The following is a 19677-nucleotide window of genomic DNA, read 5'->3' on the forward strand; positions in this document are numbered from 1 at the left end:
GGACATGCTGCTCGCCTGGCTGATTCTGATTCCCCTGATCGGCGGGCTGCTGTGCTGGCAGAGCGATCGTTTCGGCAACCTGCCGCGCTGGATCGCGCTGCTGACAATGCTCACCGTATTCGCGCTGTCATTGTGGCTGTGGTCGGTCGGCGACTACAGCCTTGCACGTGGCATTCACGATGCGCCCCAGTGGCAGATGCAATTCAGGCAAGCGTGGATTCCGCACCTCGGCATCAGCCTGCACCTTGGCGTGGACGGCCTGTCGCTGGCCCTGGTGATCCTCACCGGGTTTATCGGCATTCTCTCGATCCTGTGCTCGTGGCGCGAGATCCAGCGCAGCACCGGTTTCTTCCACCTCAACCTGCTGTGGATTCTCGGTGGCGTGATCGGCGTATTCCTCGCGCTCGACCTGTTCCTGTTTTTCCTGTTCTGGGAAATGATGCTGGTGCCGATGTATTTCCTGATTGCACTGTGGGGACATCGCGCCTCCTCGGGAAAATCGCGTATCTCGGCCGCAACCAAGTTTTTCATCTACACCCAGGCGTCCGGACTGGTGATGCTGTTGTCGATTCTGGGACTCGCGTTTGCGCACGCCGATATCACCGGGGTGCTGAGCTTCGATTACGAGGTGCTGCGCGGCACGTCCCTGGCGCCCGGGTTCGAATTCCTGCTGATGCTCGGTTTCTTTGTCGCGTTCGCGGTCAAGCTGCCGGTGGTTCCGCTGCATGGCTGGCTGCCGGATGCGCACTCCCAGGCACCAACCGCGGGCTCGGTCGATCTGGCCGGTCTGCTGCTGAAGACTGCCGCCTACGGACTGCTGCGTTTTGCGCTGCCACTGTTTCCGGAGTCATCGGCCAGCTTTGCCCCGGTCGCGATGTGGCTGGGTCTGGGCGGCATCTTCTATGGCGCGTTTCAGGCCTTCGCGCAGACCGACATCAAACGCATGGTTGCCTACACATCGATCTCGCATATGGGCTATGTGCTGATCGGAATTTACGCCGGTAGCGCGATGGCACTGCAGGGCACGGTGGTGCAGATGATCGCGCATGGCCTATCGGCCTCGGCACTGTTCATTCTCTGCGGCCAGCTCTACGAACGCCTGCATACCCGCGACATGCGCCAGATGGGCGGGCTGTGGGCACGCCTGCCATGGCTGCCCGCGATGGCGATGTTCTTTGCCGCCGCCTCGCTCGGCCTGCCGGGCACCGGCAATTTCATCGGTGAATTCCTGATTCTCGCCGGCAGCTACACCGCGGCACCGCTGGTGGTCGCGCTCGCCACCGGCGGGCTGGTATTCGCCTCGGCCTATTCGCTGGCCCTGGTGCATCGCAGCATGTTCGGACCGGCACGCTCGGACGCGCCTGTCACCGGACCCTCGCTGCGCGAACTGGCGATGCTTCTCAGCCTGGTCGGCGGCATCATCGCACTTGGCATCTATCCGCAACCGGTACTCGACATGGCCTCCGCTCCGGTGGCGCGGGTGCAGCAGATCTATGTGCCACCCGCCAGCCAAACCCACGCGAGCGTGCCACGATGATCGGATCCCAGCATTTCCTGGCGCTGTCACCGCTGTTGATCACGGTTGCGACCGCGGTCGTGGTCATGATCTCGGTGTCCGTACGCCGCCACCATTTCTTCAACGCCACGCTGACCGTGGTCGGACTCAATGCCGCGCTGCTGGCAACCTTTGTCGCGCGCGAGCAGATACCGGACGCGCTGGCCATCACCGGCCTCCTGGTCCACGACCAGTATTCACTGTTCGGCACCTGCGCGGTGCTGGTTTCGACGCTCGGCTGCGCCACGCTGTGCCATGCCTACCTCGAGGGCCTGAACGACAACCGCGAAGAGATGTACCTGATGCTGCTGATTGCGGCTTCCGGAGCACTGGTGCTGGTCAGCGCGCAACACCTGATGTCGTTCTTCATCGGGCTCGAGCTGATGTCGGTCCCGATATATGGAATGGTCGGGTATATCTACCGTGACAAGCGCTCGCTGGAGGCCGCCCTGAAATACCTGGTGCTTTCGGCCGGGGCATCCACGTTCCTGTTGTTCGGGATGGCACTGATCTACGCGCACACCGGCTCGCTCGAATTCCGCGCGCTGCACGGCAGCGGGCAGCTCGAGGCGCCGCTGGTCGCCACGGGTGTGGCCATGATGCTGATCGGCATCGCCTTCAAGCTCTCGCTGGTACCGTTTCACCTGTGGACGCCTGACGTGTACCACGGCGCACCGGCCCCGGTCGGCGCATTTCTGGCCACGGTCAGCAAGATCGCGGTGATGCTGGTGCTGTTGCGCTGGTGGAACGCGATGGAAATCGCCGCCGCACCGCTGTTTCACGCCATGCTTGCGGTTCTTGCCGCGGTATCGATCATCGGCGGCAACCTGCTGGCGTTGCAGCAGAACAACCTGAAACGGCTGCTCGGCTATTCTTCCATCGCGCACTTCGGCTATATGCTGGCCGCGATCGTGGCCGGCAACGAACTCAGCCGCGAGGCAGTATTGCTCTACCTGCTCACGTACATGGCGGCCACGCTCGGCGCTTTCGGCGTCCTGACGCTGCTCTCCTCGCCCTATCGCGGCGATGATGCGCAGGGGCTTGGCGATCTGCGCGGCTTGTTCTGGCAGCGCCCGTTGCTGGCGGCGGTGATGACCGTATCGGTGCTGTCGCTGGCAGGCATACCACTGACCGCGGGATTCATCGCCAAGTTCTATGTGATTGCGACCACGTTCAAGGCCAGCATGTGGTGGCTGCTCGCGGCGCTGGTGGTGGGCAGCGCAATCGGAATCTATTACTACCTGCGGGTGATGACGACGCTTTTTCTTGCGCCACCTGGCAGGCGGCGCCTGGATGCCGAACGCGACTGGGGCCAGCATTCGGGCGGGATCCTGACCCTGGCGCTGGCGGCGTTCACGCTGGCGATCGGACTTTACCCACAACCGCTGCTCGAGCTGCTGCGCTGAGCAAGTGCATCAGTACTTGCCGATGATGTAGCCTTCGAGCTGCTCGATCGTGCTCTGCTGCTGGCGGATGGTGTGCATCACCACGTCCCCGATCGTGACCATGCCAACCAGTTCCTCGCCGTCCATGACCGGCAAATGGCGGATGTGCCGCTCGGTCATCAGTTGCATGCAATCTTCCATTGGCTGATCGGGCAGCACCGTGATCAGCGGGGAGCTCATCAGTTCGCTCACCAGCGTCTCGTGCGCCCGACGCGCCTTGAGAATGCCCTTGCGGGCATAATCGCGTTCCGAAAAAATCCCCACCGCGCGGCTGCCCTCGACCACCACCAGCGCACCGATCTCGTAGGCTGCGAGAAGAGTCACCGCAGCGTATACGGTATGCGTGGCCTCGATGGTTCTGACGCCGGCGGACTTGGCCGCGAGAATCTGTTTGACTGTCGGCATGGTGCCCCCGGAACAAGCGATCGTGCACGCTTGTCACATCATGGACCAAACGCGGCGGGGCTGACAAGCACGAGCACGCCCGCAGCATGGTCATTTGCCTTTCAGGCCGTTCCGGCGCTTTTGTCTTTGGCAATCTCGATGCCGCTGATTTATGATGCGCCAGGCGGTCAAGCCGCACCGAATAACACCGACTCTCTTGCACGGAGGCCCGCGATGCCACTCGAAGTCACGTTTACCCTCGACGATCAGGATCTGGACTATTTCCGTGATGTGATGAACAAGGCGCAGGATGCCGCCGAATCGCTCAGCGAGATCGACGTGGTCAAGCGCGCCCAGGCGATGCTGGACGAGGTTCGCAACGACGTCAAAGCGCCGCAGTTCGTACTGCAGCGACTGGGAAGGCTGCAATCATTGATCAGCATGCTTGATGACGCGGACTGGCCGCTTGCCGAAAGCGAGCACCAGGACGTGATCAGCGCGCTGGCCTATTTCTACCATGCCAAGGACCTGATCGATGACAGCCTGCCGGTACTGGGGTTGCTCGATGACGCGATCATGATCGAGCTGGTGGTGCGCGAGATGCAGAATGAAATCTCCGCCTATGAAGAGTTCTGCCGTTTCCGCAGCTCGCAGGAATCCCTGAGCGGCAAGAACATCTCGCGTGAGGACTGGCTGAATTCGAAACGCCGGGAAATTCGCGACAATATGCGCGAGCGCATGGCCCGTCGCCATCGGGGCGGCGGTGGCGGGCGCTTCACTCGCTTCTCGTTCTTCGGCTGATCTGCTGACTGCACACCCGGGCGCGGGCTTCCGATCAGCGCTGGTACACCGGGAAACGCGCGCAGATATCCAGCACCCTTCCCTTTACCGTGGTGATCACGGCAGCGCTGGTGCCGTCCTCCAGCGACGCCAGCACATCGCACATCCAGTGCGTGAGCTGCACCGTTTCCGCTTCGCCGAAACCGCGCGTGGTGATGGCCGGAGTGCCCACGCGCAATCCGCTGGTCACGGCCGGCGGGCGGGGATCGTTCGGAACCGCGTTCTTGTTCACCGTGATGAAGGCGTTGCCGAGCGCCTCATCGGCATCCGCGCCGGTGTAGGGCTTGCCGATCAGGTTGACCAGCATCAGGTGATTGTCGGTGCCACCCGAGACGATATCGATGCCGCGCTCGTTGAAGGTGCGCGCCATCGCGCGCGCGTTGTCCACCACGCGCTGCTGGTATGCGCGAAAATCCGGCTCCAGCGCTTCCTTGAAGCTGACTGCCTTGGCCGCAATCACGTGCATCAGCGGACCACCTTGCCCGCCCGGAAAGACCGCGGAATTGAATTTCCTGGTCAGTTCATCGTTCTTGCGCGCCAGGATCAGCCCGCCACGCGGTCCGCGCAGGGTCTTGTGGGTGGTGGTGGTGACCACATCGGCATGCGGCACCGGGTTCGGATAAAGGCCCGCGGCCACCAAACCGGCAACGTGGGCCATGTCGATCAACAGGTAGGCACCGACCTTGTCGGCAATCGCCCGAAAGCGCGCCCAGTCCATGACGCGCGAATAGGCCGAGAACCCGGCCACGATCATCCGCGGGCGGTGCTCCAGCGCAAGGCGCTCGACCTGCTCGTAATCGACCTCACCGGTCGCCGCAACCAGGCCGTACTGGACGGCGTTGTAGAGTTTGCCGGAAAAATTTGGCTTGGCGCCATGGGTGAGATGTCCGCCATCGGCCAGGCTCATGCCAAGCACCACATCGCCCGGTTTGCACAACGCCAGGTACACCGCGCTGTTGGCCTGCGAGCCCGAATGCGGCTGCACATTGGCGAAATCCGCGCCAAACAGCTGCTTGGCGCGCTCGATCGCCAGTTGCTCGGCACGATCCACGTATTCGCAACCGCCGTAGTAACGCTTGCCCGGGTAGCCCTCGGCATACTTGTTGGTGAGCACCGTGCCCTGCATCTGCAAGACGCGCGGACTGGTGTAGTTCTCGGAGGCGATCAGCTCGATATGCTCTTCCTGGCGCCGTTCCTCGTCCTGGATCGCAGTCCACAACTCGGGATCGAAATCGGCAACGCTCATCTGCATGTCGAACATGGCATTCTCCGGGGGAAGTCTGGCGGAAAAGCGGCGCATTCTACCCGCTAAGCGCCCGGGCCGGAACCCGGCTCACATTCCGAGCAGGCCCTGAAGCAGCGCGCTGCCATCGAGCGGCACGCGCCGGAAACTCTCTGGCACCTCGAACAGCGCGGCGGCCTGCGGGCCCACCTTCAGATCACGCAATTCCAGCTCGACCTCGCGCAGGGTGCCATTGTTGTCCACCACCGGAAACAGGCTCCTGACGTGCACTCCAGCGGCGTTCTGCCAGAAATAGCCATCCTGGCGCTTGCCGCTGCGGGTTTCGAAGCGGGCGCGGTATTTCACCACGGGCTGGCCCGCGACCTGTTCCTCGCCAAGCCGTTCGCGGCTCAGAACCTTGATGTTGCCAGGCGTGTCCATGGCGGAGATGTCGGTCTCTCCGGCAAGGTTCAGGATCGGCATCAGCTGCCACAGGATATTGCGGTCGGAGCGCAGGATCACGGTGACTTCGATACCGCCCAGCACCGCGCTGATGCGTTCCTTGAGCAGTGTGTGGTTGACGCGGGTAACGAGCTCGCGCCCGTCGACCCGCACGATGCGGGTGGCCTCCCAGGCCACGTCGTCAATCAGCGCATGACTCGCCGCAGACGCCCCGCAAACAAGAATGCACAACAACAGGCGAAGCAGTTTCACGGCAATCTCCCGCTCGGGTAAATCGGTCAGTGGCGATGGTAGGGGCGTGATCGCAATAAATATACGGAAGTTTGCCAACCAGGCGCCGCTGCGGTAATTTCGCCGCCCTGTCGTTGCGAACGGATACCGGCCATGGCTCAGTATGTCTACACGATGAACCGGGTGGGCAAGATCGTCCCACCCAAGCGCGAGATCCTGAAGGATATATCGCTGTCCTTCTTTCCGGGTGCCAAGATCGGCGTACTCGGGGTGAACGGCTCGGGCAAATCGAGCCTGCTGCGCATCATGGCCGGCATCGACACCGATATCCTCGGCGAGGCGCGTGCCCAGCCCGGAATCAAGATCGGCTACCTGCCGCAGGAGCCGCTGCTCGACCCCGCCAGGACCGTGCGCGAGGAGGTGGAATCCGGGCTTGGCGAGATACTCGAGGCGCGTCAGAGGCTCGAGGAAATCTACGCGGCCTATGCCGAACCCGAGGCCGATTTCGACAAGCTCGCCGAACAGCAGGCCAAATACGAAGCGGTGCTGGCCGCGGCGGGTTCGGACACCGAGACGCAGATGGAAATTGCGGCTGACGCACTGCGCCTTCCGGTCTGGGATGCCTCGATAGAAAAACTCTCCGGTGGCGAGAAGCGCCGCATCGCCCTGTGCAAGTTGCTGCTGTCCAAACCCGACATGCTGCTGCTCGACGAGCCCACCAACCACCTCGATGCGGAATCGGTGGACTGGCTGGAGCAATTTCTGGCGCGTTTCCCGGGCACCGTGGTTGCGATCACCCACGATCGCTACTTTCTCGACAACGCGGCGGAATGGATTCTCGAACTCGACCGCGGTCACGGGATTCCGTGGAAAGGCAACTACTCCTCGTGGCTGGAGCAGAAGGAGGCACGCCTGGAGCAGGAAGCCAAGGGCGAGGCCGCGCGCATCAGGACCATGAAGCAGGAACTGGAATGGGTGCGCAGCAATCCCAAGGCACGCCAGGCCAAGAGCAAGGCGCGCCTCAACCGCTTCGAGGAGCTCGCGAGCGCCGATTACCAGCGCCGCAACGAGACCCAGGAGATATTCATCCCGCCGGGCGAGCGTCTCGGCGAACTGGTGATCGAACTCGACAAGGTTTCAAAGGCCTTCGGCGAACGCCTGCTGATGGACAAGCTGAGTTTCAGCGTGCCACAGGGTGCGATCGTCGGCATCATCGGCCCGAACGGCGCCGGCAAATCGACCTTGTTCCGCATGCTGACGGGCAAGGAACAGCCCGATTCGGGCACGGTACGCATCGGCCCGACCGTGAAACTCGCCTCCGTCGACCAGTCGCGCGAAGGTCTCGACAATGACAAAAGCGTGTTCGAGGCCATCTCGGGCGGTGCCGATATCCTCACCGTCGGCAAGTTCACGATGCCGAGCCGGGCCTACCTCGGGCGCTTCAACTTCAAGGGCGGCGACCAGCAGAAAATCGTCGGCAATCTTTCCGGCGGCGAGCGCGGACGTTTGCACCTCGCCCGGACATTGATCACCGGCGCCAACGTGCTGCTGCTCGACGAGCCCTCGAACGATCTCGATGTCGAGACGTTGCGGGCACTCGAGGATGCACTGCTGGAATTTGCCGGCTGCGTGCTGGTGATCAGCCACGACCGCTGGTTTCTCGATCGTATAGCGACCCATATTCTCGCCGCCGAAGGCGACTCGCAATGGAGCTTTTTCGCGGGCAATTACCAGGAATACGAGGCCGACAAGAAGAAGCGCCTCGGCGAGGAAGGGGCCAAACCGCACCGCATTCGTTACAAACCCATCAGCCGCTGACCCGGATTTCTGCCGGCACCTGGAGAACAGGACATGAAAGTACTGGTTACCGGTGCCACCGGTTTCATCGGCAATCACGTGGCACGCATGTGCCTGGAACAGGGCGACGACGTGCGCGTGATGGTGATGCCGGGCGAGGATCGCTCGCCGCTTGCCGGCATGGACGTGGAATTCGTCGAGGGCAATCTGCTCGACCCGGCATCGCTGGCAAAATGCGTCGCGGGCGTCGAGGGGCTCTACCATCTTGCGGCGCTGTTCGCGGTGTGGACCCGCGACCCCACCTTGCATTTTCGTATAAACGTCGAAGGCGCGAACCACATGATGCGCGCGGCCATGCAGGCGGGCGTGACAAAAGTGGTGTTCACCAGCAGCATCGCCGCAATCGGCATTCCCCGCGAAGGCGAACTTGCCAACGAGGAGACGATGTTCAATGCCTGGGAGTGCGGCAGCGATTATGTATTGTCGAAGTTCATGAGCCATCACCTGGTGCTGGGGCTGATCGGCAAGGGCCTCCCGGCCACGATCGTTTGTCCCGGCCTGCCCTTCGGTCCCGGCGACCGTGCCCCGACGCCGACCGGCAAACTGATCATTTCGATACTCAAGGGCGAAATGAAGAATTATTTCGATGGCGGCATCTGCGTGGTCGATGTCCGCGACGTGGCACGCGGTCATCTGCTCGCAATGCAGAGGGGCCGCGTTGGCGAGGTCTACCTGCTGGCCAACAAGGAAGGCAACCTGGAGCAAAAGGAGCTGGCGCGGCTGGTAGGAAAGATTGCCGGCATTGCCGACGTCGCCACCAAACCGGTGCCGCCCTGGGTGATGAAGGCGGTCGCGCGCGCCATGGAACTGTGGGCCGACATCACCAAGCGCCCGCCGATCACCACCTACAAGACCTCGCTGTTTGCGATGCAGCGAGTCTACGTGGATCCCGCCAAGGCGATCAATGAACTCGGAATGCCGCAAACTCCTGTTGCAACGGCACTCGCGGACGCCGTTCAGTGGTACCGTGACAACGGCTACGTCTGATAATCACAACACAGTGAGAACCTGTTCATGTTGCAAAAATTTGTCTACATCACCGGTGCGCTCGATTTTCTGGTAGGTGCCGGAACCTGGTATGGCGCACTGTCCGATCCCCGGCCCGGGCAGTTCGTTGCGCTGATGACGCTCGGCATGTTCCTGATGATGGCAGCAGCCTGCCTGATGTGGGCATCGAAGGACATGATCAACCGTGCGCCGGTGATTTTCTGGCAGGGGCTGGTGCGTCTGACCGCGGTTTGCAGCGTGCTCTACGGCGTGCCACACGGCCTGTCGGAGCAATGGGAATATGCGCTGGTGGCGTTCGATGGCACCATCGCTCTCACGTACCTGGTCGGCATGGTGAAAGTAACCGCACAATCACCGCTCGCCCTGTTGATGTGCAAGACGCCCTGAGACCGGAGGTCCCGCGCAGGCGGGCTCCTCTTCCGAACTCAGGCCGGACAGCCGCTGTGGAAGCGAAAGTCGCTGTCTGCATCCTCGATCAGCGTGCGTTCGCGCTCCGCGAACAGCGCAATGCGCGAACCGATGTCGGTTTTTCCCGCGGCCTTTTGTGCGGCTGCCAGGTAGCCCTCGAAGTGACGCGCTTCGGAGCGCAGCAACGAGGTGTAGAACCGCGCCAGCTCGGCATCGAGGTGCGGCGCAAGCGCGGCGAAGCGCTCGCAGGAGCGCGCTTCGATGAAGGCACCGGCTATCAGGGTATCGACCAGGCGGGCCGGTTCGTGGGTGCGCACCAGGTCACGCAAGCCGCTCGCATAGCGGGCAGCACCGAGCGGCCGATAATCGATGCCGCGCTTTTGCATCAGCGCGATGACCTGCTCGAAATGGCGCAGTTCCTCGCGTGCCAGACGTGAGAAACTACCCAGAAAGGCGAAATCTCCGCCATAACGAAACATGAGGTTCAGAGCGGTGCTTGCCGCTTTTTTTTCGCAATTCGCGTGATCGATCAACAGAATCGACTGGTTCAGCAGCGCAGCTTCGATCCAGGCGTCCGGCGTCAGGCAACCGAGGAACGCGTGGATGCCAGCCAGATCAGTTGACGGCATGCGGCACGGCGAGGCGGAACGCCGGAATCGGCACACTGAACTCGCGCCCGTCATCGCGCACCATGCGATAACTCCCTTCCATGGTGCCGACTGCGGTTTCCAGCACCGCGCCGCTCGAGTAATGATAAGCCTGACCGGGCGGGATCCGCGGCTGCTCGCCGACCACACCGAGGCCACGCACCTCCTCGCGCCGCTGGTTGCCATCGGTGATGATCCAGTGGCGGCTGATCAGCTGCGCATGCTCGGGACCGCGGTTGCTGATCGTGACGTGGTAGGCAAATGCGTAACGCTTCGCCGCCGGCTTGGAACTCTCGGGGCGGAACTCGCAGCGCACGCTGACTTCTACATTCTCGTTCATGGCAATGTTGCTTCTTGTTTCTGCGCGGTTGTCCGGAACAGGCTCATCTATCCGCCTTTTTTGCCGCGGCCAGCATGGCAGCGTCCAGCGCTGGCACTTCCCGCACATGGATCGCCTCGACGCCGGCACCCTCGAGAATATCCGAGATCACCACCACCTTGTCGCCGGCACTGAAGCCCTCGCGCTCGACCAGGATGGCGAACGCATTGGCGAGGGTCTTCTCCGGATTGTTGCTGAAGTTGCTGCGAAACGCGTATACGCCGCGATTCAGCGCAAGTTGCCGACGGGTGCGGCTGTCATTGGAAAAAGCGAACACCGTCGGGGTGAACGGGTGGCAATTGGTCACGAAACTTGCCATCCGGCCACGGCGGGTGATCACCACGATGCCGCGTGCCGAGACCAGCTCCGCGAGATGTGCGGCGCTGGCCGCGAGGCTTTGCTTCTGCTCGGTCAGCACCAGTTTTTCGGTGAACTGCAGCCCGCGCTGCGGCTCGACGGCCTGGCAGATGCGATCGAGGTATTCCACGCACTTGACCGGATACTTGCCGATGGTGGTCTCGCCCGAGAGCATGACGGCGTCCGCCTCTTCATAGACCGCATTGGCCACATCAGTCACCTCGGCGCGCGTCGGCACCGGGTTCTGGATCATCGATTCGAGCAGGTGCGTGGCCACGATCACCCGCTTGCCCTGCTCGGCGCAAGCGCGCACGATACGGCGCTGGATATTGGGCAATTCGTAGAAATTCACTTCAACACCGAGATCCCCGCGCGCGACCATGATGCCATCGGCCTCGCGCACGATCTCGTCGAGATTGCGCACCCCCTCCTGGTCCTCGATCTTGGCGATGATCTTGATCTTGCCGGCCTTCGCGCCGAGGAATTCGCGCAACTCGCGCACGTCCTTGGCCTCGCGCACGAACGACAGGGCGATGAAATCCACCTCCTGTTCCATTCCGAAGGCGATGTCGTGGCGGTCTTTCTCGGTGATGGCCGGCAGGTTGACCCGCACTCCCGGCAGGTTCACGTGACTCTTGCTCTTCAGGAAACCGCCGTCGATCACGCGGCAGCGCATCACCCGCTCCTGCTTGCTCAGCACCTCGAGATTGATCAGTCCGTTGTCGACCGTGATCTTGTCACCCACGCTCACCGCCTGGATGATGTCGGCATAATCGATCTGTATCGAGCTCTCCTCGACATCATCGGCGCCACGCACGACGATCGTGATTTCCTCGCCCTCGCGCAGGTCGAGGCTGGCCGACAGGTGGCCGGTGCGGATCTCCGGTCCCTGGGTGTCGAGCATCACCGGGATCGTGTACTTGACCTTGCGATTCAGGGTGCGGATGGCCTTGATGATGCGCTCGTGCGAGGCATGATCGCCGTGAGACATATTGAGCCGCACGATATTCATTCCGGCGTTGTAGAGCCGCTCCAGCATCTCGTAGGAACTGGTGGCCGGGCCGATGGTGCAGATGATCTTGGTCTTGCGCATTGTGTCCGCTGCAGGGTCTGCAAAGCAGCGCATCATAGCAGCAAAACCCGCGCACCCCCGAGTCCGCGCGGGTTGCAAAAGGCAGCCGGAGCCAGCGGTTTACCGCCGCCGCAACCGCACGGTAGTATGGAGGCTCACGCCCGCCAATGGCCGCTTGCCAGTGGCCCCGCGCACCGCCAAACCCGCCGCGCAGAGGAGATGTACCATTCCATGACGGATTTCAGGTCTTATTCCCGGGTCGAGAACGAATTGGCCCACAAGTTCCGCAACAACCTCAACCACGCCGAATCGGCGGAAGACGTGAAGAAATTTTTCGCCTACACGCTCCGCGAACTGCTCGGCCGGGTGCTCGGCGACAGCGTCGCCCTGCACTATGAAGACATCAGCCTTTCCGCGGACGACGCCCATTACCAGGTGAGCCAGCGGCTGCAGACCGAGCCTGCCTATGCCCGCGCGCTCGAGGATTCCGATCTCGCGGCCATCATGCGGCGCTTCGCGGAAGCTGCCCACCACCGCATGCTCCACCTGGAGGGTCATCCCGAGAAAACCCAGTCAAAGATCCGTGGCCACTGAGCGAGGAACCTCCATGCAACAGCAACACGTCGATTACGGGCATGCCGGCCAGGCACTGCAGGGCTTCCTTGCGCGACCCGATGGTGACGACCGCAGGCCCGGCATTCTGATCGCGCATGCCTGGGGCGGGCGCGACGAGTTCGTGCTCGACAAGGCGCGCACGCTCGCCGGCCTCGGCTATGCCGCATTCGCGCTCGATGTCTACGGCAAGGGAGTGCTCGGCAGCGGGCCCGAACAAAACTCGCAATTGATGGCGCCGTTGCTGGCCGACCGCGCGCTGCTGCGCGATCGACTCACCGCGGGGCTGGATTGCCTGCGGGCACAGCCCGGAGTAGATACCGGGCGCATTGCCATCATGGGCTACTGTTTTGGCGGGCTGTGTGCGCTCGACCTGGCGCGCAGCGGTGCCGATATCCGCGGTGCGGTGTCACTGCATGGGCTGTTTGTGCCACCCGGCCTCGAGCCGCACCCGATCAAGGCGCGCGTGCTTGCCCTGCACGGCTACGCCGACCCGATGGTGCCACCACAGCAGGTGGTGGATTTTGGCCGCGAAATGAGCGATGCCGGGGTCGACTGGCAACTCCACGCCTACGGCGGCGTGCTGCACGCCTTTACCGTGCCCGACGCCAACGACCCCAAGCTGGGGACACTCTACGATGCGCGTGCCGCACGCCGCTCGTGGTGTGCACTGCTTGATTTCTACGAGGAAATCTTTGCCTGAGCGACGGGCTACAACGCCTCCAGCGCCTGGGCCAGGCTGGTGACGCCAACCACCTCCATGCCCTCGACGGGTTTGCGGGGCACGTTGGCCAGCGGCACGATGGCCCGGCGAAAGCCGTGCTTGGCCGCCTCGAGCAGGCGCTCACCGCCGCTGGGAACGGGTCGAATCTCACCGGATAGTCCGACCTCTCCAAAACTCACCAGCTCGGCCGGCAGGCTACGATCCCGGTAGCTCGACACGATCGCCAGCAACAGGGCCAGATCGGCGCTGGTCTCGGCGACCTTGATGCCACCGACCACGTTGGCAAAAACGTCCTGATCCCCGATCTGCAGTCCGCCATGGCGGTGCAGCACCGCCAGCAGCATCGCCAGCCGGTTCTGGTCCACACCCACCGCGACCCGCCGCGGGTTGCTGCCCATGCTATCGTCGACCAGTGCCTGGATCTCGACCAGCAAGGGGCGCGTGCCCTCCCAAACCACCATCACCACGCTGCCCGGCGAGACTTCCTCACCCCGCGACAGGAATATTGCCGAGGGATTGCGCACCTCGCGCATGCCGCGATCGGTCATCGCGAACACCCCGAGTTCGTTGACCGCGCCGAAACGGTTCTTGCTGGCGCGCAGCGAGCGGTAGCGGGAATCCCCTTCGGCCTCGAGCATGATCGAGCAATCGATGATGTGCTCGAGCACCTTGGGTCCAGCCAGCGTGCCGTCCTTGGTCACGTGACCGACCAGGAACATCGCGGCGCCACTCGCCTTGGCAAAACGGGTGAAATACGCGGCGCTCTCGCGCACCTGCGCGACGCCACCCGGCGCCGACGGGACTTCCTCGCAGTGCACCACCTGGATCGAATCGATCACCATCACCCGTGGCGCCAGCTGCTGCGCGGCCTTGGTGATGGCCTCGACACTGGTTTCGGCCAGCATCTTCAGCTTGTCCGTGGGCAGGCCAAGCCGATGAGCGCGCAGCGCGACCTGCTGCAGGGACTCCTCGCCGGTGACATACAGCGATTCCATGCCCTGCGACAGCTGGCACATGGCCTGGAGCAGCAGCGTGCTCTTGCCGGCACCCGGCTGCCCGCCGATCAGGTTCACCGAGCCGGGCACGACTCCGCCGCCGAGTACCCGGTCGAGCTCGCTGAAACCGGTCGAGAACCTCGGCACCTCGGCAAGGTCGATCTGGTCGAGTGTCTGCACCTCGGCCGGCGCTCCCGCATAGCCGCCACGCCTGGCGGGCGCCCGCGCACCGCCGGCCTGCACGAACTGGCTGAGCGTATTCCACGCATTGCAGTCCGGGCACTGGCCCGCCCACTTGTTCTGCTCGGAACCGCAGTCCTGGCAGACGAAAACCACTCTAGACTTCGCCACTCTCTATCCTTAGGCTTGGCTCCCTTGAGCGCTGGAGGCGATTGTGTCAGGGTGACGGCGCCAAGACAAAGGCAGGCACACCCGAAACGAGCGCATGGCATCCAGTCTCATTCACGAACGTCCGCTGGTGATCTCCCCTACCCTGGCCGCGACCATCGGCCTCGAGGAGGCGCTGTTGCTGCAATTCCTGCACGAATTCACCCAGCTCGTGCCCGGCGCGGGCCAGGGGCAGTGGCGTGAAATCGCCAAGGAGGAACTGCTGCGCCTGCTGCCGTTCTGGAACGAGCGAGACTGCCAGCGCGTATCGGCCAGCCTGCGCGAAAAGGGCGTGTTGTGGATCGATTCACCACCGCTCGAGCAATGCGCCGCCCTGCGCTTTTGCCTCGACGCCTCGCAGCCACGCATGCGCGTGCCGCAACAGAGCGCGGCGAAGGCGAGCGCAGGCAAGTCGCTGATCGCCGGTCGCTGGCAGCCCGACGAGGAACTGTTGCGCCAGCTTGCGCTGCATGGCATCTCGCGCGACTTTGCCGCTGCTCAGCTCGATGAGTTCGTGATGTACTGGTCCGATCGCGGCGACCCGGCTTTTTCATGGAATGCGAAGTTTCGCGGCCATGTGATTCGCCGCTGGCGCGAACACCAGGCCGCCAGCGATGATCGCGATGATCTGCCGAGTCGTATCGGGCCCGACTGGCAACCGGATACCGATGCCCTGGAGATCCTGCAGCGCGCCGGCGTCAGCCGCCACTTCATCGAGGATGCGGTGCCCGAATTCGTGCTGTACTGGACCGAGCGCGGTGAAGCGGCGCGGACCTGGAATTCGCGCTTCGTCGCGCACGTCAAACGGCAATGGGCGCGCTACACCGCGACCATGGAACTCGACAGCGAACCGCGCCGCATCCCGGCAAACTGGCAACCGAGCGGGGATGTACACGACATTCTGCGCATGGCCAACATCGACGAGACGTTTGCGCTGGCCTTGCTGCCCGAGTTCCAGATGTACTGGAGCGACAGCGGCGAGGCCTACCCGTCGTGGAACAGCAAGTTCCTGCAGCACGTCAAGCACCATTGGGCCCGTAGCCACCAGCCGGGCAAGAACGGAGGGCACTCGAATGAAAACCGGCAAGGACCTGGCGCAACAGGCAGCACGCGGGCTCGCAGCCTCGTCGAGGACCTCACGGACCGCAGCTGGGCCGACTGATGCACGCGGTGACAGCGCACTGGTCGACGCGATCAACCAGGTGTTTGCGCTGTTCCGGCTCAACTATCACAACCAGTATTACAGCGCCTTCGGCGACGGATCACAGCTCAACCAGGTCAAGAAACTGTGGCTCGATAGCCTCGCTTCGCACAGCGCCGAGACGATTTTGCTCGGCGCCCGCCGCTGCATAGAAACCTCGGAGTACCTGCCGACCCTGCACCGCATGCTCGAATGTTGCCGCAGCGCGCGCCTCGACGCGCAGGGCCTCCCCGAGGTGCATGCGGCCTATCGCGAAGCCTGCCTGGCGCCGGAGCCGAAACAGGCCCAGGCTTGGAGCCATCCCGCGGTGTATCTTGCGGGACGTGAAACCGGCTGGTTCCTGCTCGCCTCGAGCCCGGAAAGCAAATCATTTCCGGCCTTCGAGCGCTGTTATCGCGCTCTGTGCGACCAGATCGCCGCGGGTGTCACGCTGGCACTGCCATCTCGCGGTGAATCGGTTGCGGCTCATGCGGACGCACCGGATCCCGAACGACAACGCGCACAACTCGCGCGCTTGCGCAGCGATACCGGGATCTGAACGCTCTCAACCGCCCACGACCAACTCGAATCGGTCAAAGCGGGCCCGGCAAACCCGATCGCGACCAGCCGCCTTGGCGGCGTATAGCGCCTGGTCGGCACGTGCGATCAACGCCTCGCCGTTGGCATCCTGCGCTTCCAGCAGCGCCACACCCACGCTCGAGGTGACGCGAAACTCCCTGCCTTCGGCATCGCTGTGATCGACGCTGCGCAGGGTCTCGTGCACGCGCCTCGCCGCCGCATGGGCACCCGCCTCGTCGGTATCGGTGAGCAGCAATGCAAACTCTTCGCCGCCGTAGCGCGCCGCGACATCGGCCGGGCGTTTCAGTGCGCGCAACAAGACGCCGATGGTCTCCAGCACCCGGTCACCGCACAGGTGACCACGGGTATCGTTCACCTGCTTGAAATGATCGAGATCGATCATCAATAACGCAAGCGAGCTGCCGTGGCGGCGGGCACGCGCGTATTCTTCCTCCAGACGCGACAGCAACAAACGCCGGTTGGCGAGACCCGTCAGCACGTCGGTGTGAGCCATGCGCTCGAGTTCCGCATTCGCATCCTGCAGGCGTTGCTGGGTTTCGAGCAATGTCCGCTGGGCGTGCTGCTCGGTGGTGGTATCGCGCAGGATCGCCACGGCACCGGCCATTCCACCTTCCGCATCGGATATCGCCGCCGCCCTGATCTGCACCAGCAGCGTCGCGCCGGTGGCCGACACCAGCTGCTGCTCGCGGGGTTCGGCAAGCAGCATCGCCAGCGCCGCGTTCGGCAACAGTTCGGCGAGCGAACGGCCGAGGACCGCATCGGCGCTGCGTCGCAGCAGCTTGCAGGCCGCGGTGTTGACATCCACCACCCTTTCGCGGGCGTCCAGGATCAGCACTCCTTCGAGCAGACTGTCAAACGCGATTCCACGACCAATCGGGGACAGATCGAGCAGGCGATGACGCAGCATCGCCCACAACAGCAGGGCAAAGCAGCCGGCAAAACCGAGCGGTGTCGGATCCGAATCCAGTGGCCAGTAACCGGCAAGGAACACCACGTTCACGCCGATCAATCCGATCGGGATGATTCCCGTGACATAGAGCTGGGTACGGTAATAAGGCGATTGCGCATAATGCTTCAACAACAACAGACAGCCGGCGAGGAAAACCAGGTAGACCCAGCCGACCATCACCCAGAACAACGGCCCGTAGAGCGTCTGGGGTACCGGAACCTCCGGCGGCACGAGAAATCCGCGCCAGAGCAGCGAGTCGGCATTTGGCTCGCAGCCAATGCCCAGCATCATCGTGATCACCGGCGGCACCAGGAATATCCACGCACGCGTCGGGTTCAACCATTGCCGGTTGCCGGTCTGCGCAAGCGCCACAAACAGCCACAGCACCGGCGACAGTGTGATCGCCGGGTACTGGATGCGGTTCGCGAGCAATGCTTGCGCAGGCGTTTCACTGCCGAGCCAGAGGATCTCCACCGCGCACCACCAGGCAACTGCAATGCCCAGCGCGACCATGTAGCGCCATGCAGGTCCGGGGCGATGCCGCTCGGCGATGAACGCAACGAACAGCGCCAGGGCGGCACCGATCAGCGACGGCAGGAATTGAACCGAGTAGAAATTCATCCGACGTCAATCACACCCTGCATCCGGTAATGAGGCGGCGCAAAAACAGGAACTATAGCCGTATCGATCGCGGTTGCCGAATGGCAAGCAGGCAAGCCAGTGCGAACGCTGTTGCGGCAATCTTCATCTGCTTGATTCTCCTGCGACGCGTGGCAAACGCGGCAAAGCAACGGCTGGGGCGGGCAATGCGAGCATTTCGCGACCGAATTCCGCACGACGGCATGCGCAATGATAACCGGGAACATCGTGCGCAACACGCGTCCCGTCGCGCCGCCATGCGGGGTTGAGTGCGCATAAAAAAAGCGGCCCCGAGGGACCGCTTTCATTTACCGGCAGGAGGGCACTCTACGAGTGCCCCACGCCCGGATTCAGGCAGGCTTCAGGTTGTCAGCCGCGTTCTTGCCGCGCTCCGAGACAACTTCAAAGCTGACGCGCTGGCCTTCGCTCAGCGTGCCCATGCCGGCGCGCTCGACTGCGCTGATGTGGACGAACACGTCCTTGTCGCCGCCTTCCGGCTGGATGAATCCAAAGCCTTTCGTCGTGTTGAAAAATTTTACGGTTCCGATAGCCATTATGGCCTCCATTACATGATTAACAGGCGCAAATCGTGCGCAGTAACGAACAACCTTAGCGTAGTGGGTGACTTGAACCGAACGCCCGGGAACCGGACGGGTAGTATAGATAGACAGGCCAAAACGTAGATCGCACAAGGAGGGTATGCTTCATTCACGCACAATGCAAGGAAAAATATCGGCAATGCACCCGGCTACGGTTCTTCCTGCAGAGATCACCGGATGTCAGGGATCTTTTTTGCATCGCGCCGTTCGGCGGATTGCAAGGCAGCTAACGGGCCAGGGAAATATCGCAACAAATGGCGCGCATCGATCGAGGCCCCGCCACATCGCCGCGGCAGCAGGAATCAAACCTCACAGCGGTTTCCACGACGGTTTGCGTCCCTCGCCGAATGCCTGCATGGACTCCTCCATGCAGCCGGTGAAACTCCCCAGAACCTGGGTGCGGTTCTCCAGCTCCATGGCATGACGCAGGCTCGGTGCATCGACATTCGCCCACAGACCCTTCTTCGTCATCCACACGCCGTACTCCGAATTTTCCCGGATGGACCGTGCCGCATCCATGGCAGTGCTCGCCAGATCCGCCGACGTCACCACCCGCGACACGAGACGAATTTCGCGCGCCTCGGCGGCGTCGATGATCCGGCCGCTCAGCATCAGGTCGGCGGCGACACCCGCCCCGACCAGGCGCGGCAGGAAATAGCTGGTACCCACATCGCAACTCGACAACCCGGTCTTGATGAACACGGCGCCGAACCGGGCCCTGTCCGAGGCGATGCGGATATCGCTGGCCAGCGCGATCGCCAGCCCGCCACCCACGGCGGCCCCGTTCACGGCGGCAATCACCGGCTTGTCGCATTCATGGATGGCCAGCATCAATTCGGCCAGGTATTCCTGGAACTTGTAGACGAAGCCCAGTTGCGACATGCCCGCGGTCCCGGGAATTCCACCCGGAGCAACGAATTCCTGCAGGTCGGCTCCCGCACAAAATCCTTTTCCCGCACCAGTCAGGATCACCACACGGATCTGGCGGTCGCGTTGCAAGCCACGGAACACCTCGATCAATTCTCCTATCAGCGCGGGGTTGATCGCGTTGAGCCGCTCCGGCCGGTTCAGACGAACCTCGAGGATACCGTCATCGAGTTCATTGCAGGCGATGGTTGTCATGCT

The 19677-nt window shown here is 62.9% G+C and carries 20 protein-coding genes; 10 read left to right on the forward strand and 10 right to left on the reverse strand.

Features of this window, described 5'->3' with window-relative positions; genetic code table 11:
- The first annotated feature begins 4 nt into the window (after positions 1-4).
- Positions 5-1537, forward strand: coding sequence for an NADH-quinone oxidoreductase subunit M (gene nuoM, locus IPF49_08565; protein ID MBK6287663.1), 1533 nt, complete (start codon positions 5-7; stop codon positions 1535-1537).
- Positions 1534-2961 (forward strand): NADH-quinone oxidoreductase subunit NuoN, encoded by a 1428-nt coding sequence (nuoN, locus tag IPF49_08570; protein ID MBK6287664.1) that lies wholly within the window; start codon positions 1534-1536, stop codon positions 2959-2961. Before nuoM ends, nuoN begins: the two co-directional genes overlap by 4 nt.
- Positions 2962-2970: 9 nt before the next feature.
- Here the strand turns inward: nuoN and IPF49_08575 are convergent, their stop codons facing one another.
- Positions 2971-3405, reverse strand: a complete 435-nt coding sequence (locus IPF49_08575; protein ID MBK6287665.1) for a CBS domain-containing protein — start codon at positions 3403-3405, stop codon at positions 2971-2973.
- 213 nt (positions 3406-3618) lie between these two features.
- Between IPF49_08575 and IPF49_08580 the strand changes: the two genes are divergently transcribed.
- Positions 3619-4185, forward strand: coding sequence for a DUF1232 domain-containing protein (locus tag IPF49_08580; protein MBK6287666.1), 567 nt, complete (start codon positions 3619-3621; stop codon positions 4183-4185).
- Between the two features lie 34 nt (positions 4186-4219).
- Here the strand turns inward: IPF49_08580 and IPF49_08585 are convergent, their stop codons facing one another.
- Together IPF49_08585 and IPF49_08590 are read right to left on the reverse strand one after the other, a co-directional pair.
- Positions 4220-5485, reverse strand: coding sequence for a serine hydroxymethyltransferase (locus tag IPF49_08585; GenBank protein MBK6287667.1), 1266 nt, complete (start codon positions 5483-5485; stop codon positions 4220-4222).
- Between the two features lie 72 nt (positions 5486-5557).
- On the reverse strand, positions 5558-6160 hold the full coding sequence (locus tag IPF49_08590; GenBank protein MBK6287668.1) for a hypothetical protein: 603 nt from the start codon (positions 6158-6160) through the stop codon (positions 5558-5560).
- Positions 6161-6292: 132 nt separating this feature from the next.
- Between IPF49_08590 and ettA the strand changes: the two genes are divergently transcribed.
- From ettA to IPF49_08605, 3 genes are read left to right on the forward strand one after another with little or no spacing between them, the layout of a single operon-like run.
- Positions 6293-7957 (forward strand): energy-dependent translational throttle protein EttA, encoded by a 1665-nt coding sequence (gene ettA / locus IPF49_08595; GenBank protein MBK6287669.1) that lies wholly within the window; start codon positions 6293-6295, stop codon positions 7955-7957.
- A 33-nt stretch (positions 7958-7990) separates the two neighbouring features.
- On the forward strand, positions 7991-8983 hold the full coding sequence (locus IPF49_08600; protein ID MBK6287670.1) for an SDR family oxidoreductase: 993 nt from the start codon (positions 7991-7993) through the stop codon (positions 8981-8983).
- 27 nt (positions 8984-9010) lie between these two features.
- The gene (locus tag IPF49_08605) at positions 9011-9391 is read left to right on the forward strand and encodes a hypothetical protein (GenBank protein MBK6287671.1); all 381 of its coding nucleotides are present in this window, start codon (positions 9011-9013) and stop codon (positions 9389-9391) included.
- Between the two features lie 38 nt (positions 9392-9429).
- On the opposite strand, the gene IPF49_08610 is transcribed toward IPF49_08605, so the two are convergent.
- Genes IPF49_08610 through pyk form a run of 3 tightly spaced genes read right to left on the reverse strand, consistent with a single transcriptional unit; the run spans position 9430 to position 11888 of the window.
- Positions 9430-10041, reverse strand: coding sequence for a tRNA-(ms[2]io[6]A)-hydroxylase (locus IPF49_08610; GenBank protein MBK6287672.1), 612 nt, complete (start codon positions 10039-10041; stop codon positions 9430-9432).
- On the reverse strand, positions 10028-10399 hold the full coding sequence (apaG, locus tag IPF49_08615; protein MBK6287673.1) for a Co2+/Mg2+ efflux protein ApaG: 372 nt from the start codon (positions 10397-10399) through the stop codon (positions 10028-10030). The genes IPF49_08610 and apaG overlap by 14 nt, the downstream gene beginning before the upstream one ends.
- 43 nt (positions 10400-10442) lie before the next feature.
- Positions 10443-11888, reverse strand: a complete 1446-nt coding sequence (gene pyk / locus IPF49_08620) for a pyruvate kinase (GenBank protein MBK6287674.1) — start codon at positions 11886-11888, stop codon at positions 10443-10445.
- A 210-nt stretch (positions 11889-12098) separates the two neighbouring features.
- Between pyk and IPF49_08625 the strand changes: the two genes are divergently transcribed.
- Complete coding sequence (locus tag IPF49_08625; GenBank protein ID MBK6287675.1) at positions 12099-12461, forward strand: hypothetical protein; 363 nt, start codon at positions 12099-12101, stop codon at positions 12459-12461.
- A 13-nt stretch (positions 12462-12474) separates the two neighbouring features.
- On the forward strand, positions 12475-13182 hold the full coding sequence (locus IPF49_08630; protein ID MBK6287676.1) for a dienelactone hydrolase family protein: 708 nt from the start codon (positions 12475-12477) through the stop codon (positions 13180-13182).
- Positions 13183-13190: 8 nt separating this feature from the next.
- On the opposite strand, the gene radA is transcribed toward IPF49_08630, so the two are convergent.
- The gene (gene radA / locus IPF49_08635; GenBank protein MBK6287677.1) at positions 13191-14549 is read right to left on the reverse strand and encodes a DNA repair protein RadA; all 1359 of its coding nucleotides are present in this window, start codon (positions 14547-14549) and stop codon (positions 13191-13193) included.
- Positions 14550-14643: 94 nt separating this feature from the next.
- Between radA and IPF49_08640 the strand changes: the two genes are divergently transcribed.
- Together IPF49_08640 and IPF49_08645 are read left to right on the forward strand one after the other, a co-directional pair.
- Positions 14644-15747: a hypothetical protein gene (locus tag IPF49_08640; GenBank protein MBK6287678.1), complete on the forward strand. Its 1104-nt coding sequence runs from the start codon at positions 14644-14646 to the stop codon at positions 15745-15747.
- Between the two features lie 19 nt (positions 15748-15766).
- Entirely contained in the window at positions 15767-16324 is a 558-nt protein-coding gene (locus IPF49_08645) for a hypothetical protein (GenBank protein MBK6287679.1), read from the forward strand.
- A gap of 6 nt (positions 16325-16330) precedes the next feature.
- Here IPF49_08645 and IPF49_08650 read toward each other — a convergent pair whose 3' ends face one another.
- From IPF49_08650 to IPF49_08660, 3 genes are all read right to left on the reverse strand, one after another.
- Positions 16331-17935 (reverse strand): diguanylate cyclase, encoded by a 1605-nt coding sequence (locus IPF49_08650; GenBank protein ID MBK6287680.1) that lies wholly within the window; start codon positions 17933-17935, stop codon positions 16331-16333.
- 368 nt (positions 17936-18303) lie between these two features.
- Positions 18304-18507, reverse strand: a complete 204-nt coding sequence (locus IPF49_08655; protein ID MBK6287681.1) for a cold-shock protein — start codon at positions 18505-18507, stop codon at positions 18304-18306.
- A gap of 354 nt (positions 18508-18861) precedes the next feature.
- Complete coding sequence (locus tag IPF49_08660; protein ID MBK6287682.1) at positions 18862-19674, reverse strand: enoyl-CoA hydratase/isomerase family protein; 813 nt, start codon at positions 19672-19674, stop codon at positions 18862-18864.
- Between the last annotated feature and the right edge of the window lie 3 nt (positions 19675-19677).

It is taken from the genome of Gammaproteobacteria bacterium (assembly GCA_016705365.1).
Taxonomy (GTDB): domain Bacteria; phylum Pseudomonadota; class Gammaproteobacteria; order Pseudomonadales; family UBA5518; genus UBA5518.

Coding starts and splice junctions, on each gene's coding strand:
- nuoM (MBK6287663.1), top strand. CDS start 5: ATGCTGCTCGCCTGGCTGATTCTGATTCCCCTGATCGGCGGGCTGCTG.
- nuoN (MBK6287664.1), top strand. CDS start 1,534: ATGATCGGATCCCAGCATTTCCTGGCGCTGTCACCGCTGTTGATCACG.
- IPF49_08575 (MBK6287665.1), bottom strand. CDS start 3,405: ATGCCGACAGTCAAACAGATTCTCGCGGCCAAGTCCGCCGGCGTCAGA.
- IPF49_08580 (MBK6287666.1), top strand. CDS start 3,619: ATGCCACTCGAAGTCACGTTTACCCTCGACGATCAGGATCTGGACTAT.
- IPF49_08585 (MBK6287667.1), bottom strand. CDS start 5,485: ATGTTCGACATGCAGATGAGCGTTGCCGATTTCGATCCCGAGTTGTGG.
- ettA (MBK6287669.1), top strand. CDS start 6,293: ATGGCTCAGTATGTCTACACGATGAACCGGGTGGGCAAGATCGTCCCA.
- IPF49_08600 (MBK6287670.1), top strand. CDS start 7,991: ATGAAAGTACTGGTTACCGGTGCCACCGGTTTCATCGGCAATCACGTG.
- IPF49_08605 (MBK6287671.1), top strand. CDS start 9,011: ATGTTGCAAAAATTTGTCTACATCACCGGTGCGCTCGATTTTCTGGTA.
- IPF49_08610 (MBK6287672.1), bottom strand. CDS start 10,041: ATGCCGTCAACTGATCTGGCTGGCATCCACGCGTTCCTCGGTTGCCTG.
- apaG (MBK6287673.1), bottom strand. CDS start 10,399: ATGAACGAGAATGTAGAAGTCAGCGTGCGCTGCGAGTTCCGCCCCGAG.
- pyk (MBK6287674.1), bottom strand. CDS start 11,888: ATGCGCAAGACCAAGATCATCTGCACCATCGGCCCGGCCACCAGTTCC.
- IPF49_08625 (MBK6287675.1), top strand. CDS start 12,099: ATGACGGATTTCAGGTCTTATTCCCGGGTCGAGAACGAATTGGCCCAC.
- IPF49_08630 (MBK6287676.1), top strand. CDS start 12,475: ATGCAACAGCAACACGTCGATTACGGGCATGCCGGCCAGGCACTGCAG.
- IPF49_08640 (MBK6287678.1), top strand. CDS start 14,644: ATGGCATCCAGTCTCATTCACGAACGTCCGCTGGTGATCTCCCCTACC.
- IPF49_08650 (MBK6287680.1), bottom strand. CDS start 17,935: ATGAATTTCTACTCGGTTCAATTCCTGCCGTCGCTGATCGGTGCCGCC.
- IPF49_08655 (MBK6287681.1), bottom strand. CDS start 18,507: ATGGCTATCGGAACCGTAAAATTTTTCAACACGACGAAAGGCTTTGGA.
- IPF49_08660 (MBK6287682.1), bottom strand. CDS start 19,674: ATGACAACCATCGCCTGCAATGAACTCGATGACGGTATCCTCGAGGTT.